The organism is Pseudomonas sp. B111, assembly GCF_026428275.1.
Classification (GTDB): Bacteria; Pseudomonadota; Gammaproteobacteria; order Pseudomonadales; family Pseudomonadaceae; genus Pseudomonas; species Pseudomonas aeruginosa.
In genome coordinates, this window is sequence record NZ_CP097857.1 from 6,475,437 (window position 1) to 6,493,035 (window position 17,599).

Genomic DNA, 17,599 nt, shown 5'->3' on the forward strand with positions numbered 1-17,599 from the left:
CGCCCTCTCCTCAGACCAGAACCAGATTGTCGCGATGCACCAGCTCCGGCCCATCCACGTAGCCGAGCAAGGCCTCGATGGCATCCGTCGGCTGACCGAGGATCTTCTGCGCCTCCAGCGCACTGTAGTTGACCAGGCCGCGCGCCACTTCGCGCCCACCCTGGTCCACACAGACCACCATCTCGCCGCGACGGAAGCTGCCCTGGACCGCCTTGACCCCAACCGGCAACAGGCTCTTGTGATCCTGGCTCACCGCCTTCACCGCCCCATCGTCCAGCACCAGGGTGCCGCGCATCTGCAAGTGGCCGGCCAGCCATTGCTTGCGCGCCGCCTTGCGACTGCGGTCAGGGGTCAACAGGGTGCCGAGGCGTTCGCCGGCGCGCAGGCGGTCGAGGACACGCTCGATACGCCCACCGACGATCACCGTATGCCCGCCAGAACGCGCCGCCAGGCGCGCCGCCCGCAACTTGGTCTGCATTCCGCCGCGCCCCAGGGCGCCGGCACTGCCGCCGGCCACCGCATCGAGCTGCGGATCGTCGGCACGCGCCTCGTAGATCAGTTGGGCATCGGGATTGTTGCGCGGATCGGCGTCGAACATACCGTCGCGATCGGTAAGGATCACCAGCAGGTCGGCCTCGACCAGGTTGGCCACCAGTGCGGCCAGGGTGTCGTTGTCGCCGAAGCGGATCTCGTCGGTGACCACCGTGTCGTTCTCGTTGATCACCGGGACCACACCCAGCTCGACCAGGGTCCGCAGGGTGCTGCGGGCGTTCAGGTAGCGCTTGCGGTCGGAAAGGTCGTCATGGGTCAGCAACACCTGGGCGGTCTGCAGGCCATGCAGGGCGAAGCTGGACTCCCAGGCCTGCACCAACCCCATCTGTCCCACCGAGGCGGCGGCCTGGAGTTCGTGCATCGCGCTAGGTCGGGACACCCAGCCCAGGCGGCTCATACCGGCGGCGACGGCGCCGGACGACACCAGCACCAGCTCGATGCCGGCGCAATGCAGCGCCACCATCTGCTCGACCCAAACGGCCATGGCATTGCGATCCAGCCCACGGCCATCGGCCGTCAGCAGGGCGCTACCGATCTTCACCACCCAGCGCCGCGCGCCAGTCACCTTGTCCCGCATACCCTCAACCTTAGAAGCCCAGGCTTCGACTCTTCAGCCCCGCCGGCCCGCCCGGCGGGGTATCACGCCATCAGGGAACGTAGAAGATCTCCGGACCGTCGCCGTCGTCTTCCTCATCATCGAAATCATCGTCATCCACCGCACCGGCGTTCTTCAGACCCGAACGCCGCAGCGCGCGCGCATCGTCCAGGGCCTGCAGACGGGCCCGCGCCTCGTCCTCGATACGCCGGTCGAGTTCGGCCAGCTCCTCGGCATACTGCGGATCTTCTTCCAGGCGCAGGGTACGCTCGTCGAGATAGCGCATGATGTCCTGGCTGAGCGCCTCGGTGCCATCGCGCTCCAGGGCGGAGATCACATAGACCGGGCCTTCCCAGCCCAACCGCTCGATCACCGCCTGCTTGCGCGCCTCGCGCTCGGCCGGATCGAGGATCTGGTCCATCTTGTTCAGCACCAGCCAGCGCTCGCGCTCGGTCAGCGCCGGACTGAAGCGACCCAGCTCGCGAACGATGACCTCGGCGGCATCGGCCGGATCGCTTTCGTCCAGCGGCGCCATGTCCACCAAATGCAGGAGGATACGGGTCCGCGCCAGATGCTTGAGGAAGCGGATGCCCAGCCCGGCGCCTTCGGCGGCACCTTCGATCAAGCCGGGAATGTCGGCGACCACGAAGCTCTTGTAGCGACCGACGCTGACCACGCCGAGGTTCGGCACCAGGGTGGTGAACGGATAGTCGGCCACCTTCGGCTTGGCCGCGGACACTGCGCGGATGAAAGTGCTCTTGCCGGCATTCGGCAGTCCCAGCAGGCCGACGTCGGCCAGCACCTTCAGTTCCAGCTTGAGGTCGCGCGCCTCGCCCGGCTTGCCCGGGGTGGTCTGGCGCGGCGCCCGATTGGTACTGGATTTGAAACGGGTGTTACCGAGGCCGTGCCAGCCGCCCTGAGCGACCATCAGCCGCTGACCGGGCTCGGTCAGGTCGCCGATGATTTCCTGGGTATTGGCGTCGATCACGGTGGTACCGACCGGCACCGGCAGGATCAGGTCGTCGCCCTTGGCCCCGGTGCAGTCCTTGCTGCCGCCGTTCTCGCCGCGCTGGGCATCGAAACGGCGAGTGTAGCGATAGTCGACCAGGGTGTTCAGGTTGACGTCGGCTTCCAGGTAGATGGAACCGCCATCGCCACCGTCGCCGCCGTTGGGACCGCCCTTTTCGATGAACTTCTCGCGACGAAAGCTCATGAGGCCATTGCCGCCGTCACCGGCTTTCACGTGGATTGATACTTCATCGACGAATTTCATGGATATGCCTCCCACCACGAGGGCGGGTTAACAGAAAAAACATAGGATACAGGATGCCCCGAAAGCAGGGCATGGCCGGAAGCCGGCGCAGAAACAAAAAAGCCCCGTCGCGAGACAGGGCTTTTTCAGCGAGCTATTGCTTAGGCAGCAACGATGCTCACGTATTTGCGACCAAAGGCGCCTTTGGTCTCAAACTTGACCACGCCGTCCACTTTCGCGAACAGGGTGTGGTCCTTGCCCAGGCCAACGCCGTAACCGGCGTGGAATTTGGTGCCGCGCTGACGAACCAGGATGTTGCCAGCCTTTACAGCCTGGCCGCCGAACAGTTTCACGCCAAGGCGTTTACTTTCTGAGTCGCGGCCGTTGCGGGTAGAACCGCCAGCTTTTTTGTGTGCCATGAGTCATATCCTCCAGAAAGGAATTAGGCCTGAATGCCGGTGATCTTGATTTCAGTGAACCACTGGCGGTGGCCCTGACGCTTCATGTGGTGCTTACGACGGCGGAACTTGATGATGCGGACCTTGTCGTGACGGCCGTGGGAAACCACTTCAGCGGTAACCTTCGCACCTTCGACGACCGGCAGGCCGATTTTCACGTCTTCGCCATTGGCAACCAGCAGGACGCGGTCGAAATCGATCGCTTCGCCGGTAGCGACGTCGAGTTTCTCGACCTTGAGGAATTCGCCTTCGGTGACTTTGTGCTGCTTGCCACCGGTAACAATCACTGCGTACATGTGTATCTCCGTTAAACCTGCTCACCCGACGCTTTATAGAAGTAGGAATCGGCCGGCATGGCTGCATGGGGTCGGATCGGACGCCCGTGCAATTGCGTAAGGCAGGGTATGCCAAGGAAGTTCAGGGCCCGCGATTGTACGGAAAGGTCCAGGCCGAGGCAAGTGCCACGGGCCTTTCCTTGACAGTCCCCCCCCTGCCACCTAGCATGCCGCGCAATCTTTGTGGAGCTATTGTCACTGATGCAACCCCAGGCCTTCTACCGCGTGGTGGCGGAAGATTTCACCGCCGTCGACGGGATCATCCGTCGCCAACTCACCTCCCGCGTTCCCCTGGTGGAAAAGATCGGCGACTACATCATCTCCGCCGGCGGCAAGCGCCTGCGTCCGCTGCTGGTCCTGCTCGCCGGCAAGACCCTGGGCTACAAGGGCGACGACCTCTGCCTGCTGGCCGCCACCATCGAATTCCTGCACACCTCCACTCTGCTGCACGACGACGTCGTCGACGCCTCCGGCCTGCGCCGCGGCCGCTCCACCGCCAATGCCCTGTGGGGCAACGCGCCGAGCGTGCTGGTAGGCGACTTCCTTTATGCCCGCTCCTTCGAAATGATGGTCGAGCTGGGTTCCATGCCGGTCATGCGCATCATATCCCAGGCCACCCGGGTGATCGCCGAGGGCGAAGTGCTGCAATTGTCCAAGGTACGCGACGCCAGCACTACCGAAGAGACCTACATGGAAGTGATCCGCGGCAAGACCGCGATGCTTTTCGAGGCCTCGACCCACAGCGCCGCCGCGCTGTGCCAGGCCGGCGAGGAACAGTCCGAGGCACTGCGCCGCTTCGGCGACTACCTGGGAATCGCCTTCCAACTGGTGGACGACCTACTCGACTACCGCGGCGACGCCGCGACCCTCGGCAAGAACGTCGGCGACGACCTCGCCGAAGGCAAGCCCACCCTGCCGCTGATCGTCACCATGCGCGACGGCACCGAGGAGCAGGCCGCGCTGGTACGCAAGGCCATCCAGCAAGGTGGCAGCCAGGACCTGGAGAGCGTCTGTGCCGCCGTCGAGGCTGCCGGCGCCCTGGACTATACCGCCAACCTCGCCCGCGACTACGCCGCCCGCGCCATCGCCTGCCTGGATACGCTGCCGGACAACGAATACCGCTCCGCCCTGGTCGAACTCAGCGAATTCGCTGTCGCCCGTACCCACTGAACCGGGCTCGACTTGTGACGAACGCCGCCGTTTTCACGGCGGCGTTTTCGTTTTGCGACGAAAGGCACGATCAAGACTTGCTATTAAGATAATAAGAATTATTCTCATCTCACAGTCTTGTCACGGAGATGAGCGCCATGACTTATTTGATCGATGCCTGGCTTGATCGGCCACACCCCTACCTGCGGATCCTGCACCGGGAAACCGGGGAAATCTGCGCAGTCCTGGAAGAAGACGCGCTGGACGAACTGCGTGACCAGGGCGGCCTGGACCTGCACGAGTTGAACTCGAGCGAACCGCTGATCCTCAAGGAGCTGGTACGCAACCTGTTCCTCTTCTGCTACGCCCGCGCCCTGCGCTGAGCCTTTGCGATGACGCCAGGACGCGTCATCCGTGCGCCGCTGCCCGGGAGGCGGATCGCACGAACGGAGGCAAAGGCGCCTCCGGCCGGTTCCGGGAAGGTCACGGACGACCTTCCCGGAGTCACTTTCCTCATGTCCCGTTCTTTCCGCAACGCCTCGCCCGAGCACGCCGGCAGCCCCTCGCCGCGATAGGGATTCCTGCCTGATCCACATCAAGCCGACCTCGCCTGAAAGCCGTTACAACAGCGGCGTGACCGTCGTCCTGTCGACGGCCGCATAACGAAAAAAAGAATGGACCGTGGCCGAGGGGACCGCCCCAGGCCTACGCCTAAGGATGAGGAAATGCCTGCTTCTTTCCCGCGCCTCGGCTTGCTCGGCGCGCTGTGCTCCATCGTTCCCCTGCTCCATGCCAGCGAACCGACCACGGACGCTACGCTCATCGAAAAAGGCCGCTACGTGGCCCAGCTCGGCGACTGCATCGCCTGCCATACCGGCCCGCAGGGCGCGCCGATGGCCGGCGGCCTGGAGCTGAAGACTCCAATGGGTACCATCTATTCGACCAACATCACTCCCGACCGGGAGACCGGCATCGGCCGCTACAGCTTCGAAGAGTTCGACCGCGCCATGCGCAAGGGGGTGACCGCCGAGGGAGTGAATCTCTATCCGGCGATGCCCTACCCGTCCTACGCCAAGATCAGCGAAGAAGATATGCGTGCGCTGTACGCCTACCTGATGCACGGCGTGCAACCCGTCACCCAGGCGAATACGCCGAGCGCGATGAGCTGGCCGTTCAACCAGCGCTGGGGCCTGTCGCTGTGGAACTGGGCGTTCCTCGACGACGCGCCGTTCACCCCCTCCAGCGACGCGGACCCGGCGATCAACCGCGGCGCCTACCTGGTACAGGGACTCGGCCACTGCGGCGCCTGCCATACTCCGCGCGGCATCGCCTTCCAGGAAAAAGCCATGAGCGAAGCCGGTCGTTCCGGGCAGCTCTACCTCGCCGGCGAAACCGTCGAACAATGGCAAGCCCTGAGCCTGCGCAACCTGTGGACGGTGGAGGACACCGTGCAGTTGCTGAAGACCGGGCAGAACCGCTTTGCCACGGTGTCCGGCAGCATGACCGATGTCATCCACCACAGCACCCAGCACTTCAGCGACGACGATCTGCTGGCCATCGCCAGCTACCTGAAGTCCCTGCCGGCCGGCAAGGACGACCTGCCCATGCCCGACAGCGAACGCCCACTGGCAGCACCGGTCGACCTGTACAGCTCGCGGGGCGGTCTCGGCTACGCGCAGTTCTGCTCCGACTGCCACCGCAAGGACGGCAGCGGCGTCCCGGGTATGTTCCCGCCGCTGGCCGGCAACCCCACGGTCGCTTCGGCCAACCCGAGCACGCTACTGCATATCACCCTTACCGGCTGGAAAACCGCGGAGACCGCAACCCACTCGCGGGTCTACACCATGCCCGGCTTCGCCCAGCTGGAAGACCGCGAAATCGCCGAAATCCTCAGCTTCGTCCGCAGCAGTTGGGGCAACCAGGGTTCGTCGATCGATGCCGGCCAGGTGAAGAAACTGCGCCAGCAGATCGAGGCCGGCAACGGCCCGGCCTCGACCTTCGTCTCTCCACGCCTGGCGGACATGCTCGCGGCGCCGAACGCCGAACAGGTGGTACGCGGCATGCGCCTGCACCTGGAGACCCGAGAGCTGCTGCCGGCGAACGTCGGCAACCAGTTGAACTGCACCAGTTGCCACCTGAACGCTGGAACCGTAGCCGACGGCTCGCCCTTCGTCGGCGTCTCGGCGTTCTTCCCCAGCTACGCGCCCCGGGCGGGCAAGGTCATCGGCCTGGAGGAGCGCATCAACGGCTGCTTCCGGCGCTCGATGAACGGTAAGCCTCTGCCGCCGGACTCTGCCGACATGCAGGCGATGGTGGCCTACTTCGACTGGATGAAGAACAACACCCGGCCGCAGGACAAGGTCGCCGGCCGCGGCGTCGGCAAGGTCGACCCGGCGCTGAAGCCCGACCCGGAGAACGGCCGCAAGGTCTACGCCCGACAATGCGCGGTGTGTCACGGCGAGAATGGCGAGGGGCTGAGGAACAGCGCCGGCGAGATGCTCTTCCCACCGCTGTGGGGCGACGAGTCGTTCAATATCGGCGCCGGCATGGCGCGGACCTTCACCGCTGCCGCCTTCGTCAAGCACAACATGCCGATCGGCTTCCAGGAACGCTTCCCGCTCGGCCAGGGCGGCCTCAGCGACCAGGACGCAGTGGACGTCGCGGAGTACTTTTCGCACCAGCCGCGCCCGGACTTCCCGGACAAGATCAAGGACTGGCCGAAGGACAAGCGTCCGCTGGATGCCCGCTACTGATGCCGCAATGAAAAACGCCCCGTCGATGCGTCGACGGGGCGTTTCACTCCTTCCTGGGGCCGATGCGCCTCAGAGGACTTCCAGCAGTTCGACGTCGAACACCAGCACGCTGTGCGGAGGAATGCTGCCGACCGCCTGGCCGCCATAGGCCAGTTCGCTCGGTACGTGCAGGCGCCACTTGGAGCCGGCGTTCATCAGTTGCAGCGCTTCGACCCAGCCGGCGATCACGCCGCCCACCGGGAACTCGGCCGGCTGGCCGCGCTGGTAGGAGCTGTCGAATACGGTGCCGTCGATCAGGGTGCCGTGGTAGTGGGTGCGCACGGTATCCTCGCGGGAAGGCTTGGCGCCCTCGCCAGTACTCAGCACTTCGAATTGCAGGCCCGACGGCAGCACGGTCACGCCTTCGCGCTTGGCGTTCTCGGCCAGGTAGGCGCGGCCTTCGCCAGCGGCGGCTTCGGCCTTGGCCTGGGCTTCGGCCTGCATGCGTTCGCGGATCACCTGGAAGCTGGCCGACAGCGCCTCGCCGGAAACCCGGCTGTCGATACCTGCGAACGCATCGGACAGGCCGGCCAGGACTGCGTCCAGGGTCATGCCTGGAACCGGATTCTCGCGCAGTTGGTCGCCCAGTTGACGGCCGATGCCGTAGCTGACACGGGCTTCGTCAGTGGTCAGGTTGAGTTCGCTCATGGCGGTGCTCCGCTGTGGGGTCGAAAAAGGGCGGCCAGCCTAGCACAGAAGGCCCTTCCCCCCTACCGGCGCAGCCGCTTGTGCTCAACCCTGGCGGATCGACAGCGGCAGCCCGCCGATAAACGAACCCGACTCGGCCAGGAGTCCACACATCTCGTCATCGACATCGGCGCACACCAACTCCACCGGAACCCTGTCCAGCCCGCGCAGTACCTGGCGCGCATGCTCCACGGAGCGCAGGCTGACCGGCTGGCCGAGATCGTCCTCCACCGGATAGGCGCGGTCGCCCATCTGCGCCTCCAGGACATAGATGCCGCCCTCCAGCGACACCAGGTGCAAGGCGTCGATATGTCCGGCCTGGACCCGGCCGGCGAGATCCTGCATGTTCATCGCGAACCTCTCGAGGTTGCGCAGGCAGCGGAAGCCTCCAGGTTTCCGCCAACCGCCTCGGTCCCGACAGCGCCGGCCCGATTCCCGGCATCGTCCGGCCGCCAGGCCCCGACGATGCGAAGGACGCCCGCTCCCGGCGTCCGCCCGATATCACAGGAAAGTCTTGCCCAGGCGACAGGCAACGCAAGCCGGAAACGCCGCCGCCCGTCCGTTTTACAACGGCCGGGCGGCGCGAGCGAAACACTGGAGAGGGTCGTCAGTGACGGGTCTGCTTATCCAGGTAGCCCATGGCGAACGCCGAGAGCACGAAGGTCATGTGGATGATCACGTACCACATCAGCTTGTTGTCCGGCACATTCTTCGCGTCCATGAAGATGCGCAACAGGTGGATCGAAGAGATCGCAACGATGGAGGCGGCCACCTTGTTCTTCAGCGAGCCGGAATCCATCTTGCCCAGCCAGTTGAGCTTTTCCTTGCCTTCGTCGATGTCCAGCTGCGAAACGAAGTTCTCGTAGCCGGAGATCATCACCATGACCAGCAGGCCGCCGACCAGAGCCATGTCGATCAGCGAGAGCAGGACCAGGATCAGGTCGGCCTCGGCCATCGCGAAGATGTTCGGGATGACGTGGAATATTTCCTGGAAGAACTTGATGGTCAGCGCCAGCAGCGCCAGCGACAGGCCCATGTAGATGGGAGCCAGCAGCCAGCGCGAGGCGTACATGGCGTTTTCGAAAAAGCGTTCCATGGTCTCTTGTGTGTATGTGCAGGGGGAAATGGGGCGGCGAGTATAACGCAGCGGCCGGCGGTTTTTATCCAGAAAATCTGTGGATAAATATGTGCACCGAGCCGGGATGGATCCCGCCAGCGATGATGGCACGGGGCCTTGGCCGGATTGCTCAGGCTTTGCCCAGGCGCCGCTCAGGATTCCGGGCGAAACAGGTAGTCGCCGACATGCGGCCGTCGTTCGCCATTGAGTCGGCGCAGTTCGCCCTGCAGGTGCAGGCGCCAGATCGGCGGGTCGACGGCTTCGATATAGCCTTGCTGGGCCAGGCAGTCGGCAATCGCCTGCAACACCCCTTCGGCCACCAGCGGTCCGTGGAAGGGGCCCTGGGCCTTGATCGCCGAAGGCTGGGAGCCGGACATGCCGGCGGCGCAAAGCAGGGTCCAGAGTCCGTTCTCTCCGGCCAGCGGCCTGACCACGCATTCGATTCGCGTGGTCAGCCCCAGACAAGGGCGGATGAGGCAGAGGTTACGCGGCATGGCGGCATCCTCACGGGGGTTCCCAGTTTTGAGCCTACACCTGCCGCCAGGTTCCGCATAGCGCCGGCGGGAACTTGTCCACAGGGCTGAAACGCACGAGGGCGGGGCTTTCCAGCCCCGCCCTCGGCAGGTTCCGGCAACGCGCCGGACTCAGTCCTTCTTCGCCGCGGCCTTATCCTTCGCCGCGACGGTCTCTTTCTCCGCCGGCTTGTCCTTTTCCTTGTCGTCCTCTTCCATGCCGAGTTCGGATATCTCCTGCAAGCGCGCCACGACCAGATCGTTCACGCTGCCTTTCGGGAAGCGTCCCTTCTCGTCCTGGGCACCGACCGGCTTGCCCACCAGCAGCGCCAGCGCCTCGTCCACCTCGCGCACCGCGTAGACGTGGAACTGCCCGGCGCGCACCGCCTGCAATACGCGCTCGTCGAGCATCAGGGTGGTGACGTTGGCGCGCGGGATGATCACGCCCTGCTCGCCGGTCAAGCCGCGCGCTTCGCAGAGGCGGAAGAAGCCCTCGATCTTCTCGTTGACGCCGCCGACCGCCTGAACCTCGCCGAACTGGTTGATCGAGCCGGTAATGGCGAAGCACTGCTTCAAGGGCGTCCGCGACAGTGCTGAGATCAGCGTGCAGACCTCGCCCAGCGAGGCGCTGTCGCCGTCCACGTAGCCGTAGGATTGTTCCAGGGCGATGCTGGCGGAGATTTCCAGGGGGAACTCCTGGGCGTAGCGGCTACCCAGGTAGCCGGTGAGGATCATCACGCCCTTGGAGTGGATCGGCTGGCCGAGGTTGACCTCGCGCTCGATGTCGACGATGCCGCTGCTGCCCGGATAGACGGTCGCGGAAATCCGCGCCGGCACGCCGAACACCGAGTCGCCCACCTCCAGCACGGTCAGTCCGTTGCACTTGCCGACCGCGGCGCCAGCGGTGTCGATCAGGATGATCCCCGCCAGCATGTCGTCGAGGATCCGCGCCGACACTCGTCCGGTGCGGGTCTGCTTGGCCTTGAGGGCACGCTCGATGTGGCCGAGCTGGATCACCTCCTCGTTCGCCAGCTGACGGATGAAATCGGCTTCGCTGACCAACTGGAACAGGTCGCCGATCCGTGCCGAAAGCCGCCCCTGGTGCTCGGCCAGGCGCGCGCTGTAGGTCGCCAGTCGCGCCACCGCCGCGCCGCTGAGGGGCGCCATGCCCTCTTCCGAGGTGCGCGTCTTGAGCAACTGGGCGAACTGTTCGAGGCTGTCCTCGCCCAGCGGGATGTCCTCGTCGAAGTCCACCAGCACCCGGAACATCTCCTGGAAGTCCGGGTCGAGGTCCTGCAGGGTGTAGTAGATCTGCCGCGAGCCGATGATGATCACCTTCAGTTGCAGCGGGATCACCTGGGGGGTCAGGGAAACCGCAGCCAGGCGGCCGAGTTCGGCCAGCGGCGACTCCATCTTCAACTGGCGCGACTGCAGGGCACGCTTCAGCGCGTCCCAGACGAACGGCTCGCCCAGCATCTTTTCCGCCTCCAGGATCAGGAAGCCGCCGTTGGCCCGGTGCAGCGCCCCCGGACGCAACTGCCGGTAGCTGGTGTAGAGCGCCCCCTGGTCCGAGCTGTACTCGATGCGGCCGAACAGGTTGTCGTAGGTCGGGTGCGACTCGAACACCACCGGCGCGCCGCTGGTCGCGTGGTGGACGATGGCCTGGTTCGGCGCGTACTGCTCGATCAGCCCTTGCTTGCGCTGGGCGTCGGTGCGGCTGTCGTCGACCAGTTGGTCGACCACGGTCTTCAGCAGGTTCAGTTGCATCGCCTGCAGGTAGGCGCAGACGCCCGGGTTGTTGTTGTACTTCTCCACCAGAGGCGCCAGCAGGGGCTGCAGGGCCAGGGTGATGGTTTCCTCGTTGAGCTCGCGCAACTGGTTGCTCGACTCGCGCTTCCACTGCGGCAGGCTCGCCAGTTCCTCGTTGAGGTACTCCTCGAGGGCGGCGATATCCTTGTGGAAACGCTCGCGCTCGGCTTCGGGCAACTGGGCGAATTCGGCCTCGTCGAGGGCCTTGCCGTCCTTCATCGGGGTGAAGGCGACGTTGGCGCTGTCGCGGTACAGCGCCACGTCCTTCTCCAGGGCGCGCCGTTCCACCGAGTCCAGGGCGCGGTCGTAGCGCTGGTTGAAGGCGCGGTCGACGGCGTTCTTCTTCTGCTGGTAGGCCGGATGTTCGAAGACCGCCGGGAAGGTCGACATCAGGTTGTCGATCAGGCGGTCGATGTCGGCGCTGAATTCGGTCGCGCTGCCCGGCGGCAGCTCGATCACCCGAGGTTCGCGCGGTTCGTCGAAATTGTTCAGGTAGACCCAGTCGGAGGGCGTGGCGACGCGCTTGCCCTCGGCTTGCAGGTAGCGTTTGACGAAGGAGAAGCGTCCGGTCCCCGGCTCGCCCATGACGAATACGTTGTAACCCGGACGCGGCATCGCCACACCGAACTGCAGCGCCTCGACCGCACGCTCCTGGCCCAGCACGCCGCGGAAGGGCTCCAGGTCATCGGTGGTGTCGAAGGCGAATTGCTCGGGAGCGAACGGGCGGGTCAGTTCTTCTGGCGCCAGGCGCAGGCCGGCAGCGACGGAATCGGGCATCGGGAATCCTTGCATCGGGCGGCAGATCGCCGCGGGGTGTCGTCGCCCGCATTCTCCCCCCAGCCTCGCGCCACTGACAAGGCGCGGATGGCGCTATCTCACCGATGTACCAGGTCGGCGCAGCGCAGGCAGTATTCCGCCGCAGGCAGGGCGGCCAGGCGCGCCGGTTCGATGGCCTCGCCACAGCGCTCGCACTGGCCGTAGCGACCTTCCGCCAGGCGCAGGCGGGCCAGGCCGACCTGGCGCATCCCCGCCTCCGCCTCGGCGAGCAGGCCTTCGAGCACTTCGTCGTTCTGGCGCTGCACCGCCTGCTCGGCAAAGTCCGGCGAATGGCTGCGCGCCAGGTCCCGGCGGATCGCCGCGGCGCGTGCCGCGTACTCGGTCGCCAGGGTTTCCAGGGCGGTAGCGGGGTCGAAAGCGCTCATATCCACCTCCTGCATGAGGAACGGCTGACCAAGGCCGGTTTCGCTCAGACCGACCAGAACTTTCCCAAGTCTGGACGGTTCCAAGCGGATTGCCGCTGACGCCGGTCAATTTTCGCCCGGCATTGCGCGCTGCCACCCATTCGGTGCCTTGACACCCCGGTGGCATTCCGAAAAGCTCACGGCGTCGCTGGCCCGCTCCAGATGGCTCCGATCCACCTCAAGAGAGAACAAACGATGAAACGGATTCTGCTCGGTACCCTGTTCGCCGCCGCCTCCTTCAACGCTTTCGCCGACGCTCCCGGCGGCGCCGGCTGCGGCTGGGGCAACATGCTCTTCAAAGGCCAGCGCGGCGTGGCCACCCACGTGGTCGCGGCGACCACCAACGGCACTTCCGGCAACAACACCTTCGGCATGACCACCGGCACCAACGGCTGCCATACCAACGGCGCGCTGTCCTATGGCGGCAAGCCCCTGCTGGTGCTCGGCAGCATGATGGACGAGCTGTCCGAAGACATGGCCAAGGGCAATGGCGAAGCGCTGACCACCTATGCCGTGGTGCTGGGCGTGCAACCGCAGGACCGCGAGCACTTCGCCGCCGTCACCCACGAGCATTTCTCCGAGATCTTCAACAAGTCCGACGCCACCGCCGCCGACGTCTATGCCAACACCCAGGCGATCCTGAAACAGGACGCCCGCCTGGCCAAGTACGCCGAGCAGGCCTGAGCCTCGCCGCCTGCCCGTTCGCGGGCAGGCCCCTTTCCCCAAGCATTAAGCCTTGCCGATGCCGAAACGCCTGTTGCCCTGGATGGCGCTGTGCGCCTGCTCCCCCCTTCTGGCTGCGCCCACGGTTCCCGAGGCCCGCCTCCAGCAACTGGCCGCCGATCCCTACTGGATCGCCCTCGGCCACTACGAACGCGGCAAGCTCGGCGGTTGGCGCAGCTACGTCGACGACGAGCGGTTCTTCCTCGCCGACAACGGCGAGAGCCACCCGGACGCCGAACTGGCGGCCACGCTAAAGGCGCTCTATGCCTCGCCCAGCCTTGGCGACAAGCATGCCCAGTGCGTCTACCCGGCGCGCACCCGCTGGCTGCGCCAGCAACTGCAACTCGACGACCTGCCGCAGCCGCAGTGCGGCGAATACGACAACTGGTACCGCGACATCAACCCGCACAGCGCGGTGCTGGTGTTCCCCGCGGCCTACCTGAACAGCCCGTCGTCGATGTTCGGCCACACCCTGCTGCGCATCGACCAGGCCGACGTCACCAGCAACAACACTGCCCTGCTCAGCTACGCGCTGAACTTCGGCGCCTACATCGAAGGCATGGACAACAGCATCCTCTATGCCTGGAAAGGCCTGATGGGCGGCTATCCCGGCCTGTTCGCGCTGGTCCCGTACCGGGAGAAGCTGGCCGAGTACAGCCGCCTGGAGAACCGCGACCTCTGGGAATACAAGCTGAACCTGACGCCCGAGGAGACCGGGCGCATGGTCGAACACGTCTGGGAACTCAAGCAGGTCCGCTTCGACTACTACTTCTTCGACGAGAACTGTTCGTTCCGCCTGCTCGAACTGATGGAGATCGCCCGCCCGGGCATCGAGCTGACCGAGCAGTTCCCGCTTACCGCGATCCCCACCGACACCGTCCGCGCGGTGAAGAACGCCGGGCTGATCGAGCGCATCGACTACCGGCCGTCGCGCGAGAAGGAACTGCTCGCCCGCGCCGAACCGCTCGACCATGCCGAGCGCGACTGGGCCAAGCGCCTGGCGGACGACGACAGCCTGCTCGACGCTCCCGACTTCAAGGCCCTGCCGATGCCGCGCCAGGCGCTGATCCAGGACGCCGCCTTCCGTCTGGTGCGCTACCGCGCCACCGGTCAGGCGCGTGACAGCGGCATCGCCTCGCGCAGCTACAACCTGTTGCGTGCGATCAACCGCAACCCACCGCCGGACCTCCAGGTCGAGCGCCCCGGCCAGCCGGAAGACGGCCACGAGTCACGGACCTGGCAGTTCGGCGTCGGCAGCCGCGATGACCGCGCCTTCGCCGAGTACGGCCTGCGCATGGCCTACCATGACCTCGCCGATAACGCCTATGGCTTCCCCCTCGGCGCGCAGATCGAGATCGGCCAGCTCAAGCTGCGCCAGTACGAAGGCAACCGCTGGCAGTTGCAGAATCTCGACCTGGTCACCATCCGCTCGCTGACCCCGCGCAACCAGTTGCTCAAGCCGCTGTCCTGGCAGGTCGCCGGCGGCCTGGAGCGGGTGCCGGGCGAGGACGGCGACGAAAATCTGGTCAGCCACCTCAACGGCGGCGCCGGCGGCAGCTGGATGTTCGGCGACGACCTGCTGCTCTACGCCATGGGCACCGCGCGGATCGAGAACAACAGGGACTTCGCCGCCGCCATCGCCCCGGCGGTGGGCTTCGACAGCGGCTTGCTGTGGCGCAACCCGTTGGGCAACCTGACCCTGGAGGCCAAGGGCGACTACTTCCACAACGGCGAAGTGCGCCGCAGCCTGGGCTTCGTCCAGCAGGTGGAGCTGGGCCGCGACCTCGGCCTGCGCCTGAGCGCCGAACGCGAGTTCAGCCATGTCGGCAAGCCGATCAACGAGGTCAAGCTGGAGCTGCGCTGGTACTACTACTGAGCCAGCCTCCGGCGCACCTCCATCAGGGCGAAGCCGAGCAGGTTGAGGCCTTGCCAGGTCGCCGGCTCGGCTGCCAGGGGATCGCTCGCGGCCAGGCCGATGCCCCAGATCGCGTCCACCGGGCTGGCCTCGACCAGCACCCGGTCGGCGGTGCCCAGAAGGTATTTCTTCAGCGAAGCGTTCTGGCCGAACTTGCCGAGGTTGCCTTCGATCACGATTCCCACCCGCTCGGCGTTCCAGCGTGCCTCGTCGAAGCCGGCGACTTCGCGGCCGAGGGCCTTCGCCTCGCCTGGGCTGCGCGCCGCCAGGATGCGCTCGAGCAGCCTGGAGTCGTCGAACAAGCGTGCCTTGGCCGCCATCATGTAATGCTCGGCGCTGGCGTAGCGCACCCCGTCGAGCTTGAACGAAGCCTCGTACCACTGGCTGAAACAGCTCTTGCCGACCTTGTCATCCGTCGCCGGGCGATGTCCCCAGAAATACAGGTATTTGAAGCTTTCGCCGGCCGCGCAGCGCTGGCGCAGCCGCTCGACGTCCATTATCTCGCTCATCGGCATTCGTCCCTGGAGCCCGTGAAAAGAGGCCAAGGATATCCCGAAGTGGTGTTCAGGCGCGTATCTGCGCCCAGTCCAGGCCGAAACGCGCCAGGTACTTGCGCAGCCGGTCGGCGTCGTTGGGGTTGCGCTTGTCCTGGCGCGAAACGGCGAACAGCCGGCGTCCCGCCTCGGAAAGGGTCTTAGCCCCGCGGCACACCTCCAGCACCGCCTGCAGTTGCAGGCGGTCGAACAGATCCAGGGCCTCCACCCGCTGCCCCAGCAGATCAGCCAGTGGCTCCCGGCCCGCATCGAGCCCCCAGGCCTGGCGCAGGCGGAGGATCTCCTCCTCGACCAGCGCCTCGTCGATCCGCCCGCTGTCGGCCAGGGTCGCCATCCGTGTGATGGAAGCCGACAGCTCGCGGAAGTTGCCGGCCCAGCGCGCTTCGCTGGAACCGGCGAAGGCCAGGTAGCGACGCTTGGCCTCCAGGTTGAAACGCACCTGCCGCCCTTGCTCGCGGGCGTGCCGCTCCAGTTCGAAGTCGATGTTCGGCTCGATGTCCTCGCGGCGTCCAGCCAGGCCCGGCAACTCGAAGGTCCACAGGTTGATGCGGGCGAACAGGTCCTCGCGGAACAGGCCTTCGGCCACTCGTCCGCGCAAGTCGCGGTGGGTCCCGGCGATAAGCTGGAAGTCGCTCTCCACCTCACGGTCCGAACCCAGCGGGAAGAAGCGCTTCTCTTCGATCGCCTTGAGCAGCATCGCCTGTTCGTCGGCGCCCAGCTCGCCGATCTCGTCGAGGAACAGCATGCCACCGTCGGCTGCGCGCAGCAGGCCTTCGCGCGCATTCTGCGCGCCGGTGAAGGCGCCCTTGACGTGGCCGAACAGGGCCGACATCGCGCCGTCGCCGCGCAAGGTGGCGCAGTTGACCTCGACGAAACGCCCGTCGAGCTGGTGCCGGCTGCGCTTGAGTTCATAGATGCGCCGGGCGAGGAACGATTTGCCGGCACCGGTCGGCCCCACCAGCAGCATGGGTGCCCGCGAACGCACGGCGACCCGCTCGATCTGCTCGATGGAGCGGTTGAAAGCGGCATTGCGCGTGGCGATTCCCGACTTGAGAAAAGCCAGGCTTTCCTCCTGTTCGCGGCGGAACCGCGAGGCGATGCGGTCGTAGCGGGACAGGTCGAGGTCGATCAGCGTCGCCGAGCCCTCGGGATGGCGCGCCTCGTCCTTGCGCCGCGACGGCGAGGTCTGCACCAGCCGGGCCGGCAGGTAGCGCGCCTCGGTAAGGAGGAACCAGCAGATCTGCGCGACATGGGTCCCGGTGGTGATATGCACCAGGTAGTCCTCGCGCTCGGTGTCGAAGGGGTAGGCGCTGACGAAATCGTGCAGGGCGCCATAGACCTCCTCGAAGTCCCAGGGGTTGCGCAGTTCCATCTGCTGCAGGCGGACCTCGGTATGCGGCGACACCGCGGCGATGTCGGCGCGAATCCGCTCGGCCAGGCCGAGGTCGCGGGCGTCGTTGCCGTGGATCAGTTCGAGGCGGTCGATCAGCAGGTCCGGCTGCTGGCACAGGCCGATGCTCGGCCGCCACTTTTGCCAGCGCGCCGCGCCCTTGCCGAGACGGTCGAGGGTGGCGCCGATGAAGCCGATGGCGACCGTGCGTTTCATCACTGCTTATCCTTCAAGATAAAGATCGATATGAAACTATATAGAAATAGTCGGGCATCTCTCCATCGAATTCGCCGACGAATCGCAATAAAAAATTTATTCACCTTTAAAATCAAATAGTTAATCAAGAAATAGTCTTATCGATAAAAACCTGGCACGCCGCTCGCTATATCCATCTCGACCGCATCGCCCATGCAGGCCGACGGGTCGGGACTCCAGTCCCGCCGGTGCCCGAGCCCACCCCTGGTGTCGGCGTCGTGCATGCCGCCCGCAACAACGACGGTCATTCGCGAATGACGGCA

The 17,599-nt window shown here is 65.6% G+C and carries 17 protein-coding genes; 5 read left to right on the plus strand and 12 right to left on the minus strand.

Annotated features, from left to right (window positions below):
* Positions 1 to 10 precede the first annotated feature (10 nt).
* The 4 genes from proB to rplU all read right to left on the minus strand — a co-directional run bounded on the left by proB (position 11) and on the right by rplU (position 3,153).
* Positions 11 to 1,129: a glutamate 5-kinase gene (proB, locus tag M6E97_RS30055; RefSeq protein ID WP_003094756.1), complete on the minus strand. Its 1,119-nt coding sequence runs from the start codon at positions 1,127 to 1,129 to the stop codon at positions 11 to 13.
* 70 nt (positions 1,130 to 1,199) lie between these two features.
* A complete protein-coding gene (cgtA, locus tag M6E97_RS30060; protein WP_003094758.1) occupies positions 1,200 to 2,420 on the minus strand; it encodes an Obg family GTPase CgtA in 1,221 nt (406 codons plus the stop codon).
* 140 nt (positions 2,421 to 2,560) lie between these two features.
* Entirely contained in the window at positions 2,561 to 2,818 is a 258-nt protein-coding gene (gene rpmA, locus M6E97_RS30065; RefSeq protein WP_003094760.1) for a 50S ribosomal protein L27, read from the minus strand.
* 23 nt (positions 2,819 to 2,841) lie between these two features.
* On the minus strand, positions 2,842 to 3,153 hold the full coding sequence (rplU, locus tag M6E97_RS30070; protein ID WP_003094761.1) for a 50S ribosomal protein L21: 312 nt from the start codon (positions 3,151 to 3,153) through the stop codon (positions 2,842 to 2,844).
* 240 nt (positions 3,154 to 3,393) lie between these two features.
* On the opposite strand from rplU, the gene M6E97_RS30075 reads away from it, so the two are divergent.
* The 3 genes from M6E97_RS30075 (at position 3,394) to M6E97_RS30085 (ending at position 7,094) form a co-directional block, all read left to right on the plus strand.
* Positions 3,394 to 4,362: a polyprenyl synthetase family protein gene (locus M6E97_RS30075; protein ID WP_003094763.1), complete on the plus strand. Its 969-nt coding sequence runs from the start codon at positions 3,394 to 3,396 to the stop codon at positions 4,360 to 4,362.
* 137 nt (positions 4,363 to 4,499) lie between these two features.
* Positions 4,500 to 4,724 (plus strand): hypothetical protein, encoded by a 225-nt coding sequence (locus M6E97_RS30080; protein WP_003094765.1) that lies wholly within the window; start codon positions 4,500 to 4,502, stop codon positions 4,722 to 4,724.
* A 342-nt stretch (positions 4,725 to 5,066) separates the two neighbouring features.
* Positions 5,067 to 7,094 (plus strand): c-type cytochrome, encoded by a 2,028-nt coding sequence (locus tag M6E97_RS30085; RefSeq protein ID WP_033938450.1) that lies wholly within the window; start codon positions 5,067 to 5,069, stop codon positions 7,092 to 7,094.
* A 69-nt stretch (positions 7,095 to 7,163) separates the two neighbouring features.
* Here the strand turns inward: M6E97_RS30085 and M6E97_RS30090 are convergent, their stop codons facing one another.
* From M6E97_RS30090 to M6E97_RS30115, 6 genes are all read right to left on the minus strand, one after another.
* Positions 7,164 to 7,781 carry an FKBP-type peptidyl-prolyl cis-trans isomerase gene (locus M6E97_RS30090; protein ID WP_033938449.1) on the minus strand — a complete coding sequence of 206 codons (618 nt, stop codon included), beginning with the start codon at positions 7,779 to 7,781 and terminating at the stop codon, positions 7,164 to 7,166.
* Between the two features lie 84 nt (positions 7,782 to 7,865).
* A complete protein-coding gene (locus M6E97_RS30095; protein ID WP_003105116.1) occupies positions 7,866 to 8,171 on the minus strand; it encodes a DUF6482 family protein in 306 nt (101 codons plus the stop codon).
* Between the two features lie 256 nt (positions 8,172 to 8,427).
* Positions 8,428 to 8,916 carry a TIGR00645 family protein gene (locus tag M6E97_RS30100; protein WP_003111135.1) on the minus strand — a complete coding sequence of 163 codons (489 nt, stop codon included), beginning with the start codon at positions 8,914 to 8,916 and terminating at the stop codon, positions 8,428 to 8,430.
* 173 nt (positions 8,917 to 9,089) lie between these two features.
* On the minus strand, positions 9,090 to 9,431 hold the full coding sequence (locus M6E97_RS30105) for a hypothetical protein (protein ID WP_003094775.1): 342 nt from the start codon (positions 9,429 to 9,431) through the stop codon (positions 9,090 to 9,092).
* 150 nt (positions 9,432 to 9,581) lie between these two features.
* The gene (locus M6E97_RS30110) at positions 9,582 to 12,035 is read right to left on the minus strand and encodes a Lon protease family protein (RefSeq protein ID WP_003094777.1); all 2,454 of its coding nucleotides are present in this window, start codon (positions 12,033 to 12,035) and stop codon (positions 9,582 to 9,584) included.
* 98 nt (positions 12,036 to 12,133) lie between these two features.
* Complete coding sequence (locus M6E97_RS30115; RefSeq protein WP_003112819.1) at positions 12,134 to 12,460, minus strand: TraR/DksA family transcriptional regulator; 327 nt, start codon at positions 12,458 to 12,460, stop codon at positions 12,134 to 12,136.
* A 234-nt stretch (positions 12,461 to 12,694) separates the two neighbouring features.
* On the opposite strand from M6E97_RS30115, the gene M6E97_RS30120 reads away from it, so the two are divergent.
* Both M6E97_RS30120 and M6E97_RS30125 read left to right on the plus strand, forming a co-directional pair.
* The gene (locus M6E97_RS30120) at positions 12,695 to 13,183 is read left to right on the plus strand and encodes a DUF3015 domain-containing protein (protein ID WP_003094783.1); all 489 of its coding nucleotides are present in this window, start codon (positions 12,695 to 12,697) and stop codon (positions 13,181 to 13,183) included.
* Between the two features lie 58 nt (positions 13,184 to 13,241).
* Positions 13,242 to 15,098: a DUF4105 domain-containing protein gene (locus M6E97_RS30125; protein WP_003094784.1), complete on the plus strand. Its 1,857-nt coding sequence runs from the start codon at positions 13,242 to 13,244 to the stop codon at positions 15,096 to 15,098.
* Here the strand turns inward: M6E97_RS30125 and M6E97_RS30130 are convergent.
* Both M6E97_RS30130 and rtcR read right to left on the minus strand, forming a co-directional pair.
* A complete protein-coding gene (locus M6E97_RS30130) occupies positions 15,092 to 15,646 on the minus strand; it encodes an NADAR family protein (RefSeq protein ID WP_003134970.1) in 555 nt (184 codons plus the stop codon). The two genes, M6E97_RS30125 and M6E97_RS30130, sit on opposite strands and share 7 nt — an antisense overlap.
* Before the next feature lie 55 nt (positions 15,647 to 15,701).
* Entirely contained in the window at positions 15,702 to 17,297 is a 1,596-nt protein-coding gene (gene rtcR, locus M6E97_RS30135; protein ID WP_003119412.1) for an RNA repair transcriptional activator RtcR, read from the minus strand.
* Positions 17,298 to 17,599: the final 302 nt, after the last annotated feature.